The sequence below is a fragment of the Iodobacter sp. BJB302 genome, assembly GCF_002735645.1.
Taxonomy (GTDB): domain Bacteria; phylum Pseudomonadota; class Gammaproteobacteria; order Burkholderiales; family Chitinibacteraceae; genus Iodobacter.
Genome location: NZ_PDZG01000033.1, coordinates 1 through 18,032 on the forward strand (window position 1 = coordinate 1; position 18,032 = coordinate 18,032).

Annotated in this window: 17 protein-coding genes; all 17 read left to right on the forward strand. The window is 41.2% G+C overall.

Translation table 11 applies throughout. The features are described from left to right. Positions 1-203 (forward strand): IS3 family transposase (locus tag CSQ88_RS11860; RefSeq protein WP_143449471.1); only part of this gene is annotated, 203 nt, incomplete at its 5' end. 121 nt (positions 204-324) lie between these two features. Further along, positions 325-516, forward strand: a complete 192-nt coding sequence (locus tag CSQ88_RS11865; protein WP_099398308.1) for a hypothetical protein — start codon at positions 325-327, stop codon at positions 514-516. Positions 517-677: 161 nt separating this feature from the next. Further along, entirely contained in the window at positions 678-1,850 is a 1,173-nt protein-coding gene (locus tag CSQ88_RS11870) for an outer membrane beta-barrel protein (protein WP_099398309.1), read from the forward strand. Between the two features lie 169 nt (positions 1,851-2,019). After that, positions 2,020-3,471, forward strand: coding sequence for an undecaprenyl-phosphate glucose phosphotransferase (locus CSQ88_RS11875; protein WP_099398348.1), 1,452 nt, complete (start codon positions 2,020-2,022; stop codon positions 3,469-3,471). A 34-nt stretch (positions 3,472-3,505) separates the two neighbouring features. After that, on the forward strand, positions 3,506-4,402 hold the full coding sequence (locus tag CSQ88_RS11880; protein WP_099398310.1) for an EpsD family peptidyl-prolyl cis-trans isomerase: 897 nt from the start codon (positions 3,506-3,508) through the stop codon (positions 4,400-4,402). Further along, positions 4,402-5,187 carry a polysaccharide biosynthesis/export family protein gene (locus CSQ88_RS11885; protein WP_099398311.1) on the forward strand — a complete coding sequence of 262 codons (786 nt, stop codon included), beginning with the start codon at positions 4,402-4,404 and terminating at the stop codon, positions 5,185-5,187. The genes CSQ88_RS11880 and CSQ88_RS11885 overlap by 1 nt, the downstream gene beginning before the upstream one ends. Positions 5,188-5,293: 106 nt before the next feature. Then, positions 5,294-6,691, forward strand: coding sequence for a chain length determinant protein EpsF (epsF, locus tag CSQ88_RS11890; protein ID WP_099398312.1), 1,398 nt, complete (start codon positions 5,294-5,296; stop codon positions 6,689-6,691). Continuing rightward, positions 6,688-7,542: a polysaccharide biosynthesis tyrosine autokinase gene (locus tag CSQ88_RS11895; RefSeq protein ID WP_099398313.1), complete on the forward strand. Its 855-nt coding sequence runs from the start codon at positions 6,688-6,690 to the stop codon at positions 7,540-7,542. The genes epsF and CSQ88_RS11895 overlap by 4 nt, the downstream gene beginning before the upstream one ends. 3 nt (positions 7,543-7,545) lie before the next feature. Beyond that, the gene (gene xrtB / locus CSQ88_RS11900; protein WP_099398314.1) at positions 7,546-8,421 is read left to right on the forward strand and encodes an exosortase B; all 876 of its coding nucleotides are present in this window, start codon (positions 7,546-7,548) and stop codon (positions 8,419-8,421) included. Further along, positions 8,421-9,092 (forward strand): exosortase-associated protein EpsI, B-type, encoded by a 672-nt coding sequence (epsI, locus tag CSQ88_RS11905; RefSeq protein WP_099398315.1) that lies wholly within the window; start codon positions 8,421-8,423, stop codon positions 9,090-9,092. The genes xrtB and epsI overlap by 1 nt, the downstream gene beginning before the upstream one ends. Positions 9,093-9,116: 24 nt before the next feature. Further along, complete coding sequence (gmd, locus tag CSQ88_RS11910) at positions 9,117-10,244, forward strand: GDP-mannose 4,6-dehydratase (RefSeq protein WP_099398316.1); 1,128 nt, start codon at positions 9,117-9,119, stop codon at positions 10,242-10,244. A 55-nt stretch (positions 10,245-10,299) separates the two neighbouring features. Next, positions 10,300-11,271 (forward strand): GDP-L-fucose synthase, encoded by a 972-nt coding sequence (locus CSQ88_RS11915; protein ID WP_099398317.1) that lies wholly within the window; start codon positions 10,300-10,302, stop codon positions 11,269-11,271. 19 nt (positions 11,272-11,290) lie between these two features. Next, entirely contained in the window at positions 11,291-12,760 is a 1,470-nt protein-coding gene (locus CSQ88_RS11920) for a lipopolysaccharide biosynthesis protein (RefSeq protein ID WP_099398318.1), read from the forward strand. 9 nt (positions 12,761-12,769) lie between these two features. Then, positions 12,770-13,960: a glycosyltransferase family 4 protein gene (locus CSQ88_RS11925; RefSeq protein WP_180273640.1), complete on the forward strand. Its 1,191-nt coding sequence runs from the start codon at positions 12,770-12,772 to the stop codon at positions 13,958-13,960. After that, positions 13,957-15,048: a glycosyltransferase gene (locus tag CSQ88_RS11930; protein WP_099398320.1), complete on the forward strand. Its 1,092-nt coding sequence runs from the start codon at positions 13,957-13,959 to the stop codon at positions 15,046-15,048. The genes CSQ88_RS11925 and CSQ88_RS11930 overlap by 4 nt, the downstream gene beginning before the upstream one ends. Positions 15,049-15,093: 45 nt before the next feature. Next, the gene (locus CSQ88_RS11935) at positions 15,094-17,106 is read left to right on the forward strand and encodes a right-handed parallel beta-helix repeat-containing protein (protein WP_099398321.1); all 2,013 of its coding nucleotides are present in this window, start codon (positions 15,094-15,096) and stop codon (positions 17,104-17,106) included. A 30-nt stretch (positions 17,107-17,136) separates the two neighbouring features. Continuing rightward, entirely contained in the window at positions 17,137-18,012 is an 876-nt protein-coding gene (locus CSQ88_RS11940) for a glycosyltransferase family 2 protein (RefSeq protein ID WP_099398322.1), read from the forward strand. Positions 18,013-18,032: the final 20 nt, after the last annotated feature.

The window sequence follows — 18,032 nt, forward strand, 5'->3', positions numbered from 1 at the left end:
ACAATGCGCCAATGGAAAGTTTTTGGGGCTCATTGAAGAATGAATTGGTTCATCATCGTAGCTATAAAACACGAGCAGAAGCGCAGGAAGAAATCACCGAATACATTGAAATATTTTACAATCGGATCCGTCGCCATTCGCGTCTGAACGACGAAGCACCAGCGGTATTTGCTAAGCAGTTTGAGCTAGCAAATCAAGAATAAACCCAAAGCGTGGTGTCCGTGATTGACGCAGCCCTCATATTTCTTGCCTGCTGCTATCTTATCGCATCCTTTACATCTATCAGCGCTCTGCAGCACGCCCATGTGGCAGAGGCAATGATCAATGGCCCTGCAAGAACTAAACAGATTACAGATCGAAACGGATGCCTCCGGCAGGCGGATTGTAAGCCTTCCTGCGGCACAAATGCATGCATTAGACGTGGCCGCCGCCTTTTTGATTGTTTCTTTAGAGCTTTTAAATGGCAACCAGCGGACCTGCATAACAAAAACAAGCACAGTAAGGATTTATATATAAGCATTTTGTAATATTAAGCAACAATGCAGTAAGTTCAAAATAAAGGTAAACTCCTTGTCATGACATGTAGAAAATATGTCATATAAGCTTCCAGTAGGAAGTTTGAAATACAAATCAGGTATCTTCTTAGCCGTAAAAGCTCAATAAGTAAGGATTTTGTGATGTGGTTTCGCGTTTGCCTGCTGGGTTTGTGTTCTTTGGATTATGCACAAGCTGCTTATGGGCCAGAAGACACATTAAAATTAAATGCCAATTTAGCTTCTCAGTTTGATAGCAATTTATTTAAGTTGGATGAAGATTCAGAAAACACACAAACAAGAAAACATGGGCATAAAGCAGATCTGAATTTAGAAACAAAAGTAAGCGGGAGTTTGGATTTAAAGCTGTCGCGTCAGCTATTGCACCTGAATGCGGATGTGAGCCAGATTAATTATCATCATTTCAGCGAGCTCGATCACCAAGAGTGGAATGCTGGCCTGGCATGGGACTGGTTTATAGGCAGCCGTTTCAGTGGACAGCTTAGTGCAACGACAGCAAGCAAAATGTCGTCTTTTGAAGATAATCTTTTTGCGGGCGAAGGAAATAGTGCGCTGGATATGCAGCGCCAGAACAGTATTGCATGGCAAGGCGTGTTGCAATTAAAAAGCACAATTGCAATTATTGCATCTGCGGGAATCAGCACTGAAGAGCATGATTTAAAAAAATATATAGATGCCAAAAATAATACGGCAAGTTTAGGCCTGCGTTATCAGACAACGAAGGGTAATTATATTTCGATCCGGCATGGCTGGCGAAAATACACCTATGATATTGATTTGCCTTTCAGGGCTGGTTTTACCGAGCAAACCAGCTCAATTGATCTGGGCTATTCCCCAAGTTATAAGCTGATGCTCAGCACCTCAGTGGGGCTGAGCCGCTGGGTCTCTGCATTTAATGATCAAAGCCAGAATACGCCGCAATGGGATCTTGGGCTGACATGGCAAGCTACAGATAAAACAACTCTAAAAATGGGCTATGGGCAAAGCTTTTCAGAATTCACCAGCGGAGCAGGGCGTAATTTAGATCAGCATTTTAATGCCAATGCAAAATGGCTGATGACAGATAAGGTGGCCTGGAATATTGAAGCCAACAGGCGTGAGCGCAGTTTTGAAGTGGCCAGCGGTAATGTGCAGAAAAATGAGAATATCAGCAGCTTACGTCTTGGATTAAATTATAAAGCGCTGCAACCTTTAACCATTTCAGGCTATGCTCAGGCAGAGCAAAGAAATAGTGAAGTGATCAATAGTAATTATAAAGACTATCAGTTGGGCCTGAATGTGAGGTTTGATTATTGATCAGCGATAAAACATAAGTAGTGCGTCACTGAAAAATACATTTTTTTTGTGAAAAGCAGTGTTTTTTTGGCGCATTATTTATGCTTTAAAACTTGCATATATTTGAAACAGTTTGCCTCCAGAGGCTTTGAATATTTTGAATGATTCAGTAAAAAATATCGATCAATATATGGATAAAAATACTTTAGAAGCAAGTCTTGTTTCTGCCCCCAGCTTGCTTGCGGATCGTTTTCGTGAATTTTCTAATGCAGCGCCTTTTATTAGTTTTTTTAAGCTTTTTATTGACCCTATTATCGTTGTAGCATCACTATACTTACTGTCTGTCCCTTTTAATGTGGCGATGGATGGTTATGAGTTTGTTCTTGCAACGCTGTCTTTTTTGCTCACAGCCTTATTGCTGGATGGTATGTTTTTATTTATGCCGGGGTATTCAAGATCCTGGCTGGGGCTCGGGCGGTTTATTACCGAGTGGCTGGCAGTTGTTGTTGCTTTGGTTCTGATTGGCAGAATTTCAGGATTTATAGATTATTATTATCCGCCATTTATTATTACCTGGTTTATTGTTTCACCCTTAGTATTAATTCTGGTTCATGTGGCGATACGGGTTTATGTATTAAGGGTAGATTCGGGCGAAAATGCAGAACGCAGTAAAGTAGTCGTAGTCGGAATTAATCAGCCCAGCCAGATTCTGGTTAAGAATATTTATGATGAGCCATTTTTAAAAATGGATTTCATGGGCTATTTTGACGACAGAGCAACCAGCCGCTTACCAAAAAGTGCTGCTCAGCACTTAAAAGGCTGCCTTGATATGCTGCCAAAATATATTAAAGAGCACGGCATAAAAAAAATATTTATCTCATTGCCCATGAGCTCTCAGCCCAGAGTGCTTGAATTAATTGATGAATTAAAAGACAGTACTGCTTCAATATATTTTATTCCGGATTTGTTTGTTTTCGATTTAATTAATGCCCGGTTTGATAACGTGGCAGGAATGCCTATTGTTGCTATTTGCGAGAGCCCGTTTATGGGCCTGAATGGGGTAATAAAAAGAATCAGTGATATTTTATTATCACTGCTCATTTTATCCATGATCTGGCCCGTTCTGTTCATGATTGCTTTAGCTGTAAAACTAACCTCTGCCGGCCCTGTATTTTTTAAGCAGCGCCGTTATGGCGAGAATGGCGACAGCGTACTTGTATATAAATTCCGATCCATGACTGTAATGGAAGATGGCGATCAGGTTGTACAGGCCACCAAAAATGATCAGCGCTTAACGCCAATTGGCAGTTTCTTACGTAAATCATCATTGGATGAGCTGCCGCAGTTTATTAATGTATTGCAGGGAAAAATGAGCATCGTTGGTCCGCGGCCACACGCCAATGCACATAATGAGCAATACAGAAAACTGATCAAAGGCTATATGATCCGCCATAAAGTAAAGCCGGGTATTACCGGCTGGGCACAGGTCAATGGTTTCAGGGGAGAGACAGATACCCTGGAAAAAATGCAAAACAGAATTAAATATGATTTAGACTATCTGCGTAATTGGTCTGTCTGGCTGGATTTAAAAATCATTATATTAACGGTTGCTGTTATTTTTCGTGACAGAAACGCATACTAAAACTCACCTCAAAATAATTCTTAGGGGATTCACCGTGTTTAAAACAAAAATGAAACCACTGGTTTTAACGATTACAGCTGTAGCATTATTGGCAGGATGTGGTGATAAAGAAGAAAAAAAATCCCCAAGCCAAGTCTTGGCAACCGTTAATAAAACAGAAATTACAGTGCATCAGTTAAATACATTACTGGGGCGTGTACAGGCAGCAACACCGGCAATGAAACAGCAGATGCTGGATCAGCTGATTGATCAGGAATTACTGGTGCAAAAAGCCGCCGAGCTTAAATTAGACAGAGAGCCTAATGTTTTGCAATCGATAGAATCAGCAAAACGCCAGATTCTTGCTCAGGCCGCGGCAGAGCGTGTATTGGGTAAGCCAGAGGCTTTAAAGCCGGCTGATATTGATAAATTTTATAATGATAATCCTGCCCTTTTTGCAGAACGCAAAAACTACGAATTTGTAGTATTTAGCGTAGATAAAAAATCATATAACGAAGATTTAACCAGGCAGCTGGATAAGGCGGGTAATGCACAGCAGGTTAAAAGTATTTTTACCTCTGCACAGATTAAGTTCAGTGAAAACGAAGTAAAACGGACCGCCGAGCAATTACCTCTTACTTTATTGCCAAAATTTTCAGCGATGAAAACAGGCGATATCATCACAATGCCGGAAGGCGATAAAGTTGTTTTACTCTTATTAAAAGAAAGCGTTTTAGCACCGGTGCCTAAAGAGAACGCTTCACCATTGATTCAGCGCTATTTGCAAAATGATAAAGTGCAAACCGACGCTAAAATTAAAATTAAAGCATTGCGCGATGCTGCAAAAATTGAATACACACAAAAATTTTCAGAGCAGGCACCCGGCGCGAGCAGCCCTGCAGCAGCTGCTGCTGATGATGGCATCAAAGCGGGATTGAAAGGACTTAAATAATGAAAGTTACCCGAGTAATTGTTTTTGTCTGGGGTTTATTCATCAGTTTTTTTGCAATGGCCACGCCTAATGCAGAGTACCGTCTTGGGCCGGGTGATATTGTAAAAATAAGTATCTATGATCACCCCGATTTAAGTACTGAATTGCAGCTTAATGATAAGGGAGCTGTTTCATTTCCTTTATTAGGCGATATCAAGCTTTTAGGCTTGCAGTACACAGAGGCAGAGGCTCTTATTGCGGGTAATTTAAAAAAAGGCGGGTTTGTAAATAACCCTAATGTCAGCGTAATGATTTCTCAATACCGCAGCCAGCGAATAGCGGTGATTGGTGAGGTCAATCGGGCCGGCCGCTATGCACTTGAAGGTGCGACTGGCCTCGTTGATTTAATTGCAATTGCAGGGGGGCTGAATTCGAATGCCGGCGATACCATCGTGATTTTGCGCGGATCAGACCGGATTGAATATAGCTTAAGCCAGTCGATGAAATCATCCGACGAAACAAAGCGCAATATGGCGGTGGTTAATGGCGATGTTATTTATGTGCCGCGTGCTCAGCAATTTTATATCTATGGTGAGATTAATCGCCCTGGTGCATTTCGCATGGAGCCTAAAATGACAGTCATGCAGGGGCTGGCTCTGGCGGGGGGCTTTAATCCCCGTGCATCGCAGCGTAATTTAGAAATTCACCGGGTAGATCAATTTGGTGTAATGACCACAATAGAAGCAAAACTGACAGATTTTTTGCAGGAAAACGACACTATTTTCGTTCAGGAAAGTCTTTTTTAATGAAACAGCTCTTCGCAATTTTAAAATCGCCACCGATTACCGGCCAGGGTGAATGGCGTGAATTCAAAAGCAAATATGTACTTATTATTAAAGAGCTTAATTTAATATGACACTTGAACAATTTATCAATATTTTGCGAGCCAGAAAAATAACAGGTATCAGCATATTTTTCGCTATTATTTTGGCCACTCTGGTCATTAGTTTTCTATTACCGAAGCAATATACTTCAGATGCCGCGCTGGCCGTGGATGTTAAAGCAACAGACCCTGTTACTGGCCAGCAGGTTGCAGGTTTTTTAGCGCCTAGTTTTATGGCAACGCAAGTTGAAATGATTGCCAGCCAGAATGGTGCACTTAAAGTTGTGGATGCTTTGGGACTGGCCAAATTGCCAGAAGCACAGGCGCAATTTATGGAAGCCACCAAAGGAAGGGGCGATATTCGTAATTGGTTTGCCGAGTCTTTATTAAAAGGTTTAGAAGTAAAGCCCAGCCGTGAAAGTAATGTGATTAATTTATCATACACAGCAACTGATCCACAATTTGCAGCAGCTTTGGCCAATGCTTTTACTCAGGCCTATATCCGGACTACGGTCGATATTAAAATGGCATCTGCTCAGCAAAATAATATTTTCTTTCAAGAGCAGTTAAAAACATTGCAGGCTAATTTAGAAAAAACGCAGCAAAAGTTATCTGAATATCAGCAGGAAAAAGGCATTGTAGCGACGGATGAGCGGCTCGATATTGAAATGCAGCGCTTAAACGAAATATCCAGCCAATTAGTTGGGGCACAAGCACAAACTTTTGATGCACAAGCGCGCGCCCGTGGCGGGCAGACGGCCCCTGATGTATTAAATAACCCTCTGATTTTGCAATTAAAGGGCCAGCTTTCTGCACAGGAAGCAAAGTTAAAAGAACTGGCTGTTAAAAATGGCCCCAATCATCCGCATTACCGGCAGGCTTTGGCAGAAGTCACTGCAACACAGAATCAGCTGAATGAATTAATGCTGCAATATTCAGGCGGATTAAGCGGTGTGGCGGGGAATTCTCAATCACGGCAAGCTGCTTTAAATCAGGCGATGAAAGCGCAAAAAGAGCGGGTACTGGAGCTTAAATCAGGCCGCGCCAATATCGATGTATTGCAGCGCAATGTGGATAACGCTCAGCGCAGCTACGATCAGGCACTGCAGCGCTTTAGCCAGACCATGCTGGAAAGCCGTGCGGATCAAAGTAATATCACCATTTTGAAATCGGCAATTGCGCCACTCACTCATTCAAAACCAAGAACTTCATTAAATATGCTGCTGGCAGTTTTTGTTGGTGCATTACTTGCTGTGGCATCGATATTAGCGCTTGAATTTTTAAACAGAAGAATACGTACTAAAGTCGATATTGAAAGCTATTTAGGCCTGCATGTATTGGCAGAGCTGGGTAAGGAAGATGCAAAAAAATTATTCGGTAATCAATACCAGGGTAAAAGAAGAGCAACTGCAGGAGATATCGCATGATGGCTGCTCAGATTGAAAAAACAAATTCAAACAGTAATATTGGTAAATTATTATTAGATAACGGTAAGCTGGATAGTACTCAGGCGGAGAAAGTTCTTCTATTGCAAAAAGAAGAAGGAATTCGTTTTGGTGAGGCAGCAATTCGTTTAGGTTATATCAGTGAAGCTGATATTCAGCAGGTTTTGGCTTTACAGTTTTCATATCCTTATTTGCAAAAAGGGCAATCAAAGCTGAGCCCCAGCCTTGTTGCCGCATATGATCCTTTTGATAAAATTGTTGAAGAAGTACGTTGTTTGCGCAGTCAGATTTTATTACGTTGGATTAGTCTTGGGCATAAAAGTGTTTTACTTGCATCGTGTGGTGAAGTGGCTGGTGAATTAATTGCTAATTTAGCCATTGTATTTTCGCAATTGGGTGAAAAAACTTTACTTGTCGATGCAAATTTACGCCAGCCGCATCAGCATGATTTATTTGGTCTGCAAAATCGTCAGGGCTTCAGTGAGGTTTTGGCAGGACGCGTATCTATAAAAGCGGCTATTCAGCATGTTGATGGCTTATTGGATTTAAGCGTATTAACTGCAGGAACTAAAGCACCTAATCCCCAAGAGCTATTATCAAAAGGGGATATGGGGGAGTTTACGGCCGAATTAGAATCTATTTATGATGTGATTTTATATGATGCGCCACCCAGCGCAAAAGCTGCCGATGTGCAATTGCTGGCTGCAAGAACAAAAGGCGTTATTTTAGTGGCAGTACGTCATAAAACATCACTCAAAGATTTAGCTCAGTTGCGTGATCAGTGTGAAATGGCGGGTGCCGAGGTATTAGGCTGCGTTTTATTAGGATCATAAAAGATGAGTTCTTTGCTTGCCCGTTATATTCCGGAATCAATTGTGCAGTTTATCCGGCAGAATTATTTGCTCATCTTAGGTTTTTCTATTCTTTGCATACCTACTATCGCAGATTTAAGTCAGGATTTATGGCAAACCCCTGAGCAGGGGCATGGCCCATTTATTCTGGCGATTATTCTGTGGCTTTTCTATAAGACCAATACAGAAGGCCAGCCAGCAGAGGTGCGAAGCAATAATATTTCGGGAGCCATTCTATTTTTTGCGGGGGCTTTGTCTTATATTCTCGGCAGGTCACAGGAAATCTGGTTGTTTGAGGTTGGGGCCTTCATTCCCATGCTCTGCGGGCTGATCTTACTTATGGCCGGAAGTGCAGCTTTAAAGAAATACTTTTTTGCTATTTCATTTATTATTTTTTTAATTCCATTACCAGGCGTAGTGGTCGATGCATTAACCAGCGGCTTAAAAAGCCAGGTTTCGCATTGGGCAGAGGTTTTGCTTTATGCGGCTAATTATCCGGTTGCCCGCTCAGGGGTCATGCTGGTGGTAGGGCAATACCAGCTGTTAGTTGCAGATGCATGCTCGGGTATGAATTCTTTATTCAGCCTGTTTGCACTGGGATTGTTATATATCCACATTGGCGGATATGGTTTTAGCTGGCGCGGTATTGTGCTGTTTTTATGTGTTGTGCCGATTGCATTTATAGCCAATGTAATCCGCGTGATGATTTTAATATTGGTGACGTATCATTTTGGCGATGCGGCAGGCCAGGGCTTTATACATGGCTTTGCAGGTATGGTGGTTTTTGCGGTTGCTTTGATTGCTTTTTTTATAACAGATTTTTTACTAGGGCTGATCTTCGTTAAAAAGGTCGCAAAATAATGGTAAACAAAAGAATTATCCTTTTTGTCCTGATGGGCTTAACAGCACTCTTTACGTATATGGTTACCCCCAGAATTGTGATGGCGGATATTCATCATATTGATTTAGAGAAAATGGTTCCGCTCAGCTTTGATGGATGGAAAAAAGAAGATGCAGCCGTTGCATTGGTGCAGGCTCCTGATGTTGAAGCGGCTTTAAGTAAACTGTATTCAAATTTATTAATGCGCACCTATGTAAACAGCAAGGGCGAGCGGATGATGCTCTCAATTGCCTATGGCCCGGATCAGAGAGATAACGGCGGCAGACAGGTCCACAGGCCTGAAGTTTGTTATCCCGCTCAGGGTTTTAATATTTCACAAAATAAAGAGGCTGTTTTTAGCTCGCAATATGGTGATATTCCTGTCCGCCATTTAATTGCCAGGCAAAACCAGAGAGTAGAGCCCATCACCTACTGGCTGACTGTTGGATTAAAAGCGGTAAACAATACAAGCAGCTTTAAATTGAATCAATTATCCTATGGGGTTAAGGGCTATATCCCTGATGGCATGCTCATTCGTGTTTCAAGTATTGATGAAAACGTCGATGATGCATATAAAAAGCAGGAAGTCTTCTTGAAGAGTTTTGGTGCAGCAATCTCTGAAAAGAATAGAAAAAATTTTGGATTTAATTGAAATATACTGACTGGGATTTTCTTGATGGCTCAAAAAAAAGTTGCACTGATTACAGGCGTTACCGGCCAGGATGGTTCTTATCTTGCTGAGTTTCTTTTAGAAAAAGGCTATGAAGTGCATGGCATTAAACGCCGTGCTTCATCGTTTAATACCCAGCGCGTTGATCATATTTATCAGGATCCGCACCATGGCAATAACAGCTTTAAATTGCACTACGGTGATTTAAGCGATTCATCTAATTTAACCCGCATTCTGCAGGAAGTGCAGCCGGATGAGGTTTATAACCTTGGCGCGCAATCGCATGTGGCAGTGAGCTTTGAATCGCCTGAATATACGGCCGATGTGGATGCAATGGGTACATTGCGCCTGTTAGAAGCCATTCGCTTTTTAGGCATGGAAAAGAAAACCCGTTTTTATCAGGCATCTACTTCAGAGCTGTATGGATTAGTGCAAGAGACTCCGCAAAAAGAAACGACGCCATTTCATCCGCGCAGCCCCTATGCTGTGGCAAAGATGTATGCCTATTGGATTGTGGTGAATTATCGCGAAGCCTATGGCATTTATGCATGTAATGGCATTTTGTTTAATCATGAAAGCCCGCGTCGTGGCGAAACATTCGTAACACGCAAAATTACCCGTGGTCTCGCTAATATCGCCCAGGGATTAGAAAAATGCCTGTTTATGGGCAATATTGATTCCCTGCGTGATTGGGGCCATGCCCGTGACTACGTCAAAATGCAATGGATGATGTTGCAGCAGGAAACGCCGGATGATTTTGTAATTGCCACAGGTGTGCAATACAGCGTACGCGATTTTATTCGCATGGCGGCTGCCGAGCTGGGAATAACGCTTTCTTTTGAGGGAAATGGCGTTGATGAAAAAGGCATTATTGCCAGTATTGAAGGCGATAAAGCACCGGCTTTAAAAGTGGGCGATATCATTATGCAAGTAGACCCGCGCTATTTCCGCCCGGCAGAGGTTGAAACACTCTTGGGTGATCCGACAAAAGCCAAAGAAAAATTAGGCTGGACGCCAGAAACAACCTTGCCGGAATTAGTTAAAGAAATGGTCGCACATGATTTAGTGCAGGCACGCCAGCATGCTCTGCTTAAAACGCATGGCTATTCTGTAGCTGTTTCTACAGAGCAGTAAAATTAACCCGGGCGATTATGCCCGGTTTTTCACCTTGATAAATTGAATAAATAAAATGTCCTATATTTTACCTGAACATAAAATCTATATTGCCGGTCATCGTGGCATGGTGGGATCTGCCATTGTGCGTGAATTAAATAAGCAGGGGCTGAGCAATATTGTTACACGCACGCATGCAGAATTAGACCTTACCAATCAGGCTGCAGTTGAAGCATTTTTTGCTGCAGAGAAACCTGATTTTGTCTTTTTAGCTGCAGCAAAAGTAGGAGGCATTCACGCTAATAATGTTTATCGTGGCGATTTTATTTATCAAAACTTAATGATACAAAATAATGTGATTCATGCGGCCTATCAGCATGGCGTTAATCGCCTGATGTTTTTGGGCTCCAGCTGCATTTACCCAAAAGATTGTCCGCAACCGATTAAAGAAGAATATCTCTTAACAGGCCCGTTAGAGCAAACTAACCAGCCCTATGCCCTGGCTAAAATTGCCGGTATTGAAATGTGCTGGAGCTATAACCGTCAGTATGGCACCCAATATCTGGCCGTTATGCCAACCAATCTTTATGGCCCGGGGGACAATTACCATCCGGAAAACAGCCATGTAATTCCTGCCCTTATTCGCAAAGCACACGAAGCAAAAAAAAGTGGTGCAAAAGAAATGATGGTATGGGGCAGCGGCACTCCGCGCCGCGAGTTTTTATATTGCGAAGATATGGCAGAGGCCTGCGTTTATTTACTGAATTTGCCCGATACTGAATATACAAAGCAGTTAAATGATCAGCACCCGCCCCTGATTAATATTGGCACGGGTGATGATATGACCATCCGTGAATTAGCCAGTACGATTTGTGATGTGGTGGGCTTTAAGGGCGAGTTGGTATTTGATGCAAGTAAGCCTGATGGCACGATGCGTAAATTGCAGGATGTGAGCCGCTTAAATGCCATGGGCTGGAAAGATAAAATGGAATTTAAGCAAGGCTTAGCCATTGCTTACCAAGAGTTTATGAACAGATCAGGCATTTAGTACTTTAAAGGTATATTTAATGTCTGATTTAAGTAAAGTAAAGTTGGGAATGAGTTGGGGGACCGCTTCGACTGTAGCAGTGGCAGGCTTTCAAATTATTTTTATGGCCGTTTTAGCCAGATTAATTGATCCTGCCGCATTTGGATTAGTTGCTCTTGCAAATATAGGCTTGAGGTTTTTAAGCTATTTTGCTCAGCTGGGTATTGGCCCGGCGATTATTCAGCGCCAGGAAATTGACGATAAAGATATTGCTGCAGCACTTTATGTTTCATTGAGTGTGGCTTTGTTTTTTTCTTTATTGGCTATACTTCTGGCGCCATTATTTTCATTATTCTTTGCCATGCCAAAATTAACCCTGGTATTGCAATGCCTTGCTTTAAATTTTGTTGTGGCTGGTTTTTCTGTCGTTGCACAAAGTTTGCTGCGAAGAGAAACCCGGTTTAAAGCGATATCGATTATCGATGCAGTGTCTTATATTGTATCGTACGGTGTGGTCGGCTTATCAATGGCCTATCTGGGTATGGGCGTGTGGTCTTTAGTTGCTGCAGTCAGCACACAAATTTGGATGAGCGCTGTTTTATCTTATGCACTGACCCGGCACCCTGTTATCAAAGTGATCGATTTTGAGCGTTGCAAAAGTTTTTTACTGTTTGGTTCAAAGTATTCTCTGATTGGTTTTGTAGAGTTTTTTTCTTTGAATTCAGATTCACTTTTAGTGGGTAAATTACTGGGCGACTCTATTGCCGGACAATATAACCGTGGCCAGCTTATTGCACATCTGCCGGTGCAGAATGTCGTCAATATTTATTCAAAAATAATGTTTCCAATTATGTCCAGAGCCAGAAATGCCGGGGCAGATATTGCTGATTATTTTTTATTAAGTATTCTGGCAGTCGGAATTTATGCGTTTCCTGTTGGTTTCTTTATATCTGTTTATTCCAGTGATATTGTATTTATTTTACTTGGGAAAAACTGGCAATATGCCGGGATGGTGACTGCATGGTTCAGTTGCATTGTTGGCTTTGTGTATTTAAATCAGATTTGTGGTATGACTCTGGATTCATTAAGTGAAATAAATGTAAAGATGAAAATACAAATATCGATGTTTGTATTTTTACTGATTTTGTTTTTACTGCTATATCCTCATTTTGGCCTGCAGGGTTTAATCGCTTCTTTTTTTGTCACAGAAGTAATCAGGTTTTTTACTTTTACGCGCGTTCTGCAGCCCAGATTAAATATTAAAGCAGCACTCAATCTGCGCTTAATCAGCTATATTGCTGCAGTTTCATTATTTTGTGGCGCTTTTTCATTCTTTACTAAAGCACTTTTCTTAGAAGGCTTTACGCCATTAATTAGGGTTCTGATTGCTGGTTCCGGATTTGTACTGGTGTATCTTTTTTCATTGTTTATCTTTATATCATTGATAAAAAATATACCATGTATCCTGCTTGCCAAGAGCAAAGTCAAACTCTTAAACCGGTATATATAGGAAATGGCTATGCATATAGGCATTGTGGGCCCTATATCTTTTACAGATATTGCTTATTTGCTGCCTGATGCAAGTGAGCAGGCAGCAAAAGAAATGCAGGGCTCTTCCTTATTGATCAGCCTGATTGATGAGTTACTTAATCTGGGATACCAGGTTTCTGCCTTTACTACGGAGCCAGGTTTAGATCCAAATGCTGCAGAGTTTGTACTGACAAAGCATGGGCAATTTTCTTTATACCAGGTTCCTTTACGCCGCAAAGGATTCAGATCAGATCGCGGATTGCATGGGCGAATGCTGGATTTATTTGCGCTGGAGCGCCGTTGCCTGCTTAAAGCCATTCAGGCAAGTGGTGTGGATATTTTGCATGCTCACTGGACATATGAATTTGCATGGGCAGCCCAAAATTCAAATATTCCGGTGCTGATTACTTGCCATGATGCGCCATGGCAAATTATAAAATTAATGCCTGATCTGTACCGACTGGGGCGATTACTGATGGCTCACCGTGTTTTAATGCGGGCACAATATCTTTCAGCGGTTTCTCCATATATTGTGGAAAAAATCAGCTGGATGCATCGTGCAAGTATGGTCGTTATTCCAAACCCTTTACCTGCAGATTTGTTTACGGCGGCTGCCGCAGAAAAAACAGAAATAGTCATCGGCATGATTATTAATAACTGGTCCAGGCTAAAAAATGCGGCAGCAGGAATGGCTGCATTATCAGCGCTTAAAAAAATACGGCCAGATATCGCTATGCATTTATACGGGCCAGGAATGGGGCAGGGAGAAGCCGCCTGGCAATGGGCTGAGCAACATGATTGCCTTGATTCATTTCACTTTTTTGGTGCCCAGCCGTATCAGGCCATTAAAGATGCAATTAAAAACTTTACGATTTTACTGCACCCCTCACTAGAAGAATCTTTTGGTATGACTTTAGCTGAAGCAATGGCCGTTGGCGTGCCTGTTGTTGCCGGAAAAAATAGCGGGGCAGTGCCTTGGGTTGTTGAAGAGGCCGGCATATTAGTGGATGTGCAAAGTGTGGATGAAATATTAAAGGCTCTTAATTATTTATTAAGTGATAAAGAAAAATACCAGTATTGTGCTGATGCAGGACTGAGAAGGGCAAAGAATTATTTTTCAGTACAGGCAGTAACAAAACAGTATATAGAGCAATATAAAAAGATAGTGGCCTTTAAATGAAAAATAAACGTGTTCTGCATATTCTCAATGAGCTAAAGCCTTCTGGCGCAGAAACAATGCTCTTGCATGCCGCCCCCTATTGGGCTGATTTGGGGGTTGAATGCGATATTCTGGCCACTGGTGAAAATATTGGCAGCTATGCTCCACAATTAAAAAATGCAGGCTACGGTGTTTTTCATCTCCATAATAATAAGCGGCCCGGATTTTTTTTAAAACTGAATCAATTTGTTCGTGATGGAAAGTATGATGTGATTCATCAGCATGCAGAAGGCGCAAGCTATTGGACAATACTTTCGCTATTGACGCTGAAAAAGAAAATAATAAGAACAGTACATAGTAATTTTATATTTGATGGATTATTACTTCTTAAAAGAAAATTTCAGCGGAAGCACTTAAGCCAGCTTGGCGTTCAGTTTGTGTCAATTTCAGACAGCGTTGCTAAAAATGAGTTTCAGCGATTCGGAATTGAAACGAAGCTGATTTATAATTGGGCCGCTTTAGATTATTTTAAAGTACCCTCGGTGCAGGAAAAAAACCTTGCCCGTGCAGCATTTGGCCTGGATGATGATGATATTGTAATGGTCAGTGTCGGTAATTGTGCATATGCAAAAAATCATGAAGCAGTTTTATATGCAATCGCCAGATTATCGTTTGATAAATTAAAATATCTTCATATTGGTCATGAAGCTGAAAATGGAAATGAAAAATTACTGACAGAAAAACTGGGCATTAATAAAAAAGTTATATTTGCAGGCAGGCAGGACCCTTTAACAGCATTGCACGCAGCTGATTTTTATGTGATGCCCTCCAGGTTTGAAGGGTTTGGGATCGCTGCATTAGAAGCGCTTTCAACTAATTTGCCGTCAGTTTTTAGTGATTGCCCTGGCTTGTCGGATTTTAAATCATTTTTTCCTGATTTGTTATATACAGACGCCTATGCTGAAAACTTACATACTGTGATTGAAAAATTTATTAACAACAGAGATATGTATGTATTAAGTGCAGCTTCTTACCATGATATAGCTGCAAAGCACTTTTCGATACAGAAAGGAGTTTCAGCTTACTCCGCTCTCTATAACGCCGTGTAATTGGTTGTTTATTGAAGTGTATCTTACATAAATGCAGGTGGTCTGATGAAATATTTTTTATTTGCTATCTGTTTATATTTTTTTCAGTCAGCCAGTTTCGCTGGCGCTGAGATGAAAATGTTGCTTGTTCAGGATACCGAAAGCAAGAATATGAACATTCCGGTTTGTAATTTTGAGTATCACCAGGAGTGCTCTGTTCGTTTTAATGATTTAGATAAACTAATTTCAAATCCATATTTTTTTGAAATGGTTATTAAAGAAAATGCTTCGGTTAATATTGAGTTCAGCGAAGGTATTTATCGTTTAAATAAAGCAATAAATATTGTCTGGCCGGCAAAATCTGCGGCTAATTCTTTATCGATTACTGCCTCTGGAAATGTAGTTATTTCTGGCGCACAAAAAATATCAAAATTTTATCCTGTTGATACCCATGCTGATGCGCGCTTTCAACCAGGGCTGGATAAAAAAGTTTTTGCGGCTGTGGTGAAAAATATATTGCCGAGTACAGCGCCTGTCCGGGAAAAAGGTTTTGGCTGGCCAACCCGGCCTGTAACAACTGAGCTATTTATTGATAATAAGCCAATGACGCTTGCCCGCTGGCCCAATAAGGGGTTTTCAAAGATTATTCGCTCACGCCTACTTCCTGTGGCGGATAAAACACATTTTTCAGCGGAGGGCCAAAGGCTTTCAAGATGGTTAAAAGAGCCGTTTATGAATGCTTTTGCATACTGGCAATATGACTGGGCGTCTGAAACTTTACCTGTTAAAAAAATTGATATTGTAAATGGCATGATGGAGCTGGGCGGAAAAGGGGCTCTGTATGGAATTATTGGCGGGCAAAGGGTTTTTGTTGAAAACGCCATTTCTGAACTGGATGATTACAGTGAATGGTATTTAACCGCAGATACAGGCGTAATTTATTTTATTCCTTCTGAAAATGCTAATCTGGAAAATGTTGAAGTTTCAGTTGCAGAGAATATATTTACAATTACTAATTCTGCTTTTGTTCATGTAACGGACATTAATTTAGAAAAATCAAGAGGCGATGCGGTTGTTTGCGAAGCTTGCTCGCAAGTTGTGTTTGACCATACAACAACCAGATTAACGGGTAACACGGCTTTTGTTTTCAGAAATTCTGTTAAATCGGGTTTGATTAATTCCAAAATTAATGACACTGGAGAAGGTGCTGTGTCATTGGGAGGGGGGAATCGTCAGACTTTAGAAGCAGCTGGCAATTTTGTTAAAAGCTCGCAGATCAAAAATTTTAATCGTTTTGGGCAATCTTATCGCTATGCGGTATCTCTGGGCGGAGTTGGGCAAATTGTATCTGCCAACGCTATTTCTGAAGGATCGCATTCTGCAATTTTCTTTCTGGGTAATGATCATCTGATCGAGAATAACTATATTTCAGATGTAGTCTTGGATACCAGTGATGCAGGGGCTATTTATACTGGGCAGGATCTGACTTCCAGAGGGACGATGATCAGCAATAACTTTTTTACCCGAATTGGCCCTGTGAATAAGCAATTCGAAGTAAAAGGGGTATATTTAGATGATCTTGCCAGCGGTATCTTTGTTGTAAAAAATACATTTTTAAATGTTCCTCAACCTGTTTTTATTGGTGGTGGCCGGGATAATATTGTTGAGGATAATTTATTTATCAATAGTGCTCCCCCGATTCATCTGGATGCAAGGGGGCTGGGCAGTAAGCCTACGGCTGAACAATTAAGAACACTGACCGCAGTTCCATATAATCAATCGCCTTATACCGAGCGTTATGTTAATTTAAAAAATATATTGCAAGATGAGTTTGCTAAGCCAAAGTATAATGTTGCTAATAGAAATATTGTGCTTGGTTTTGCTAATGCAGATATCTCACAGGATGCACGCTCAGGCATTGTCCTGAGTGAATTTTACAGAGAGAGTGATGTTGTTTTTTTAAATAACAGTATTCTTCAAAAAAACAGCCCTCAGGATTATATTTTGTCCCCTGCATCTCCTGCTATTAAGAAGGGTTTTTATCAGGGCGATCTGACTTTAATTCCAGGTCCTTACTGACTTTTTGCGTTAAATTGATTGAGATAAATAATGAGTGTTGATGTTATTGCAGTGCTTACCGCTTTTAACAGAAAAGAAAAAACAATTAAATCTTTAGCATTATTCGAGCGTGCAGCAAAAGCGGCAGGGCTGACATATAGTGCAGTTTTGGTGGATGATGAAAGTACTGATGGTACCGCCCAGGCCGTTGAGCAATCCTACACTTGGGTAAAAGTGATTCGTGGTAAAGGAGATTTATATTGGTGCCGTGGTATGGCTTTAGCCGTCACAGAGGCGTTAAAAGAAGAGTCTGCGCATATTTTATGGCTTAATGACGATACTGATTTGAATGAAAATGCTTTAAGAATAATGAGTGGTGCAGGTATTGAATTAAAAAATATATATGGAAAAAGTGGAATTATAGTCGGATGCACTACTTCAGATGGAGGTGATGTTTCGTATGGCGGCTTGAAAAGTATCAGCTCATTCAGAAAATTTTCATATCAGAGAGTCTTTCAGGAGCATCAGTCAATAGAATGCGATGCAATGAATGGCAATGCCGTTTTAATTACCAGGGAGGATGTGCAAAAAATTGGTAATTTAGACGTTAAGTATGAGCATGCAATGGGTGATATTGATTATGCTTTAATGGCTAAAAAGCTGGGAATAAAGATTTTTACTGCTCCTGAAATTGTGGGGATATGCGGCCAAAACTCGGATAAGGGCACATCTAAAGATGTATCACTGGGGCTGCTGACACGCTGGGATAAGATGTTAAGCCGGAAAGAGCTGCCTCCTAAATCATGGTTTCATTTTACATTCAAGCACGGCGGTGTGTTGGCTCCTCTTTATTTTATATGGCCGTATATTAAATTCTGGGGGCAAGCCTTTAAATCGTGTCGAAAGAAAATGAGTGATTGTGATTAATCTGGCAGTGGATTTGGAAG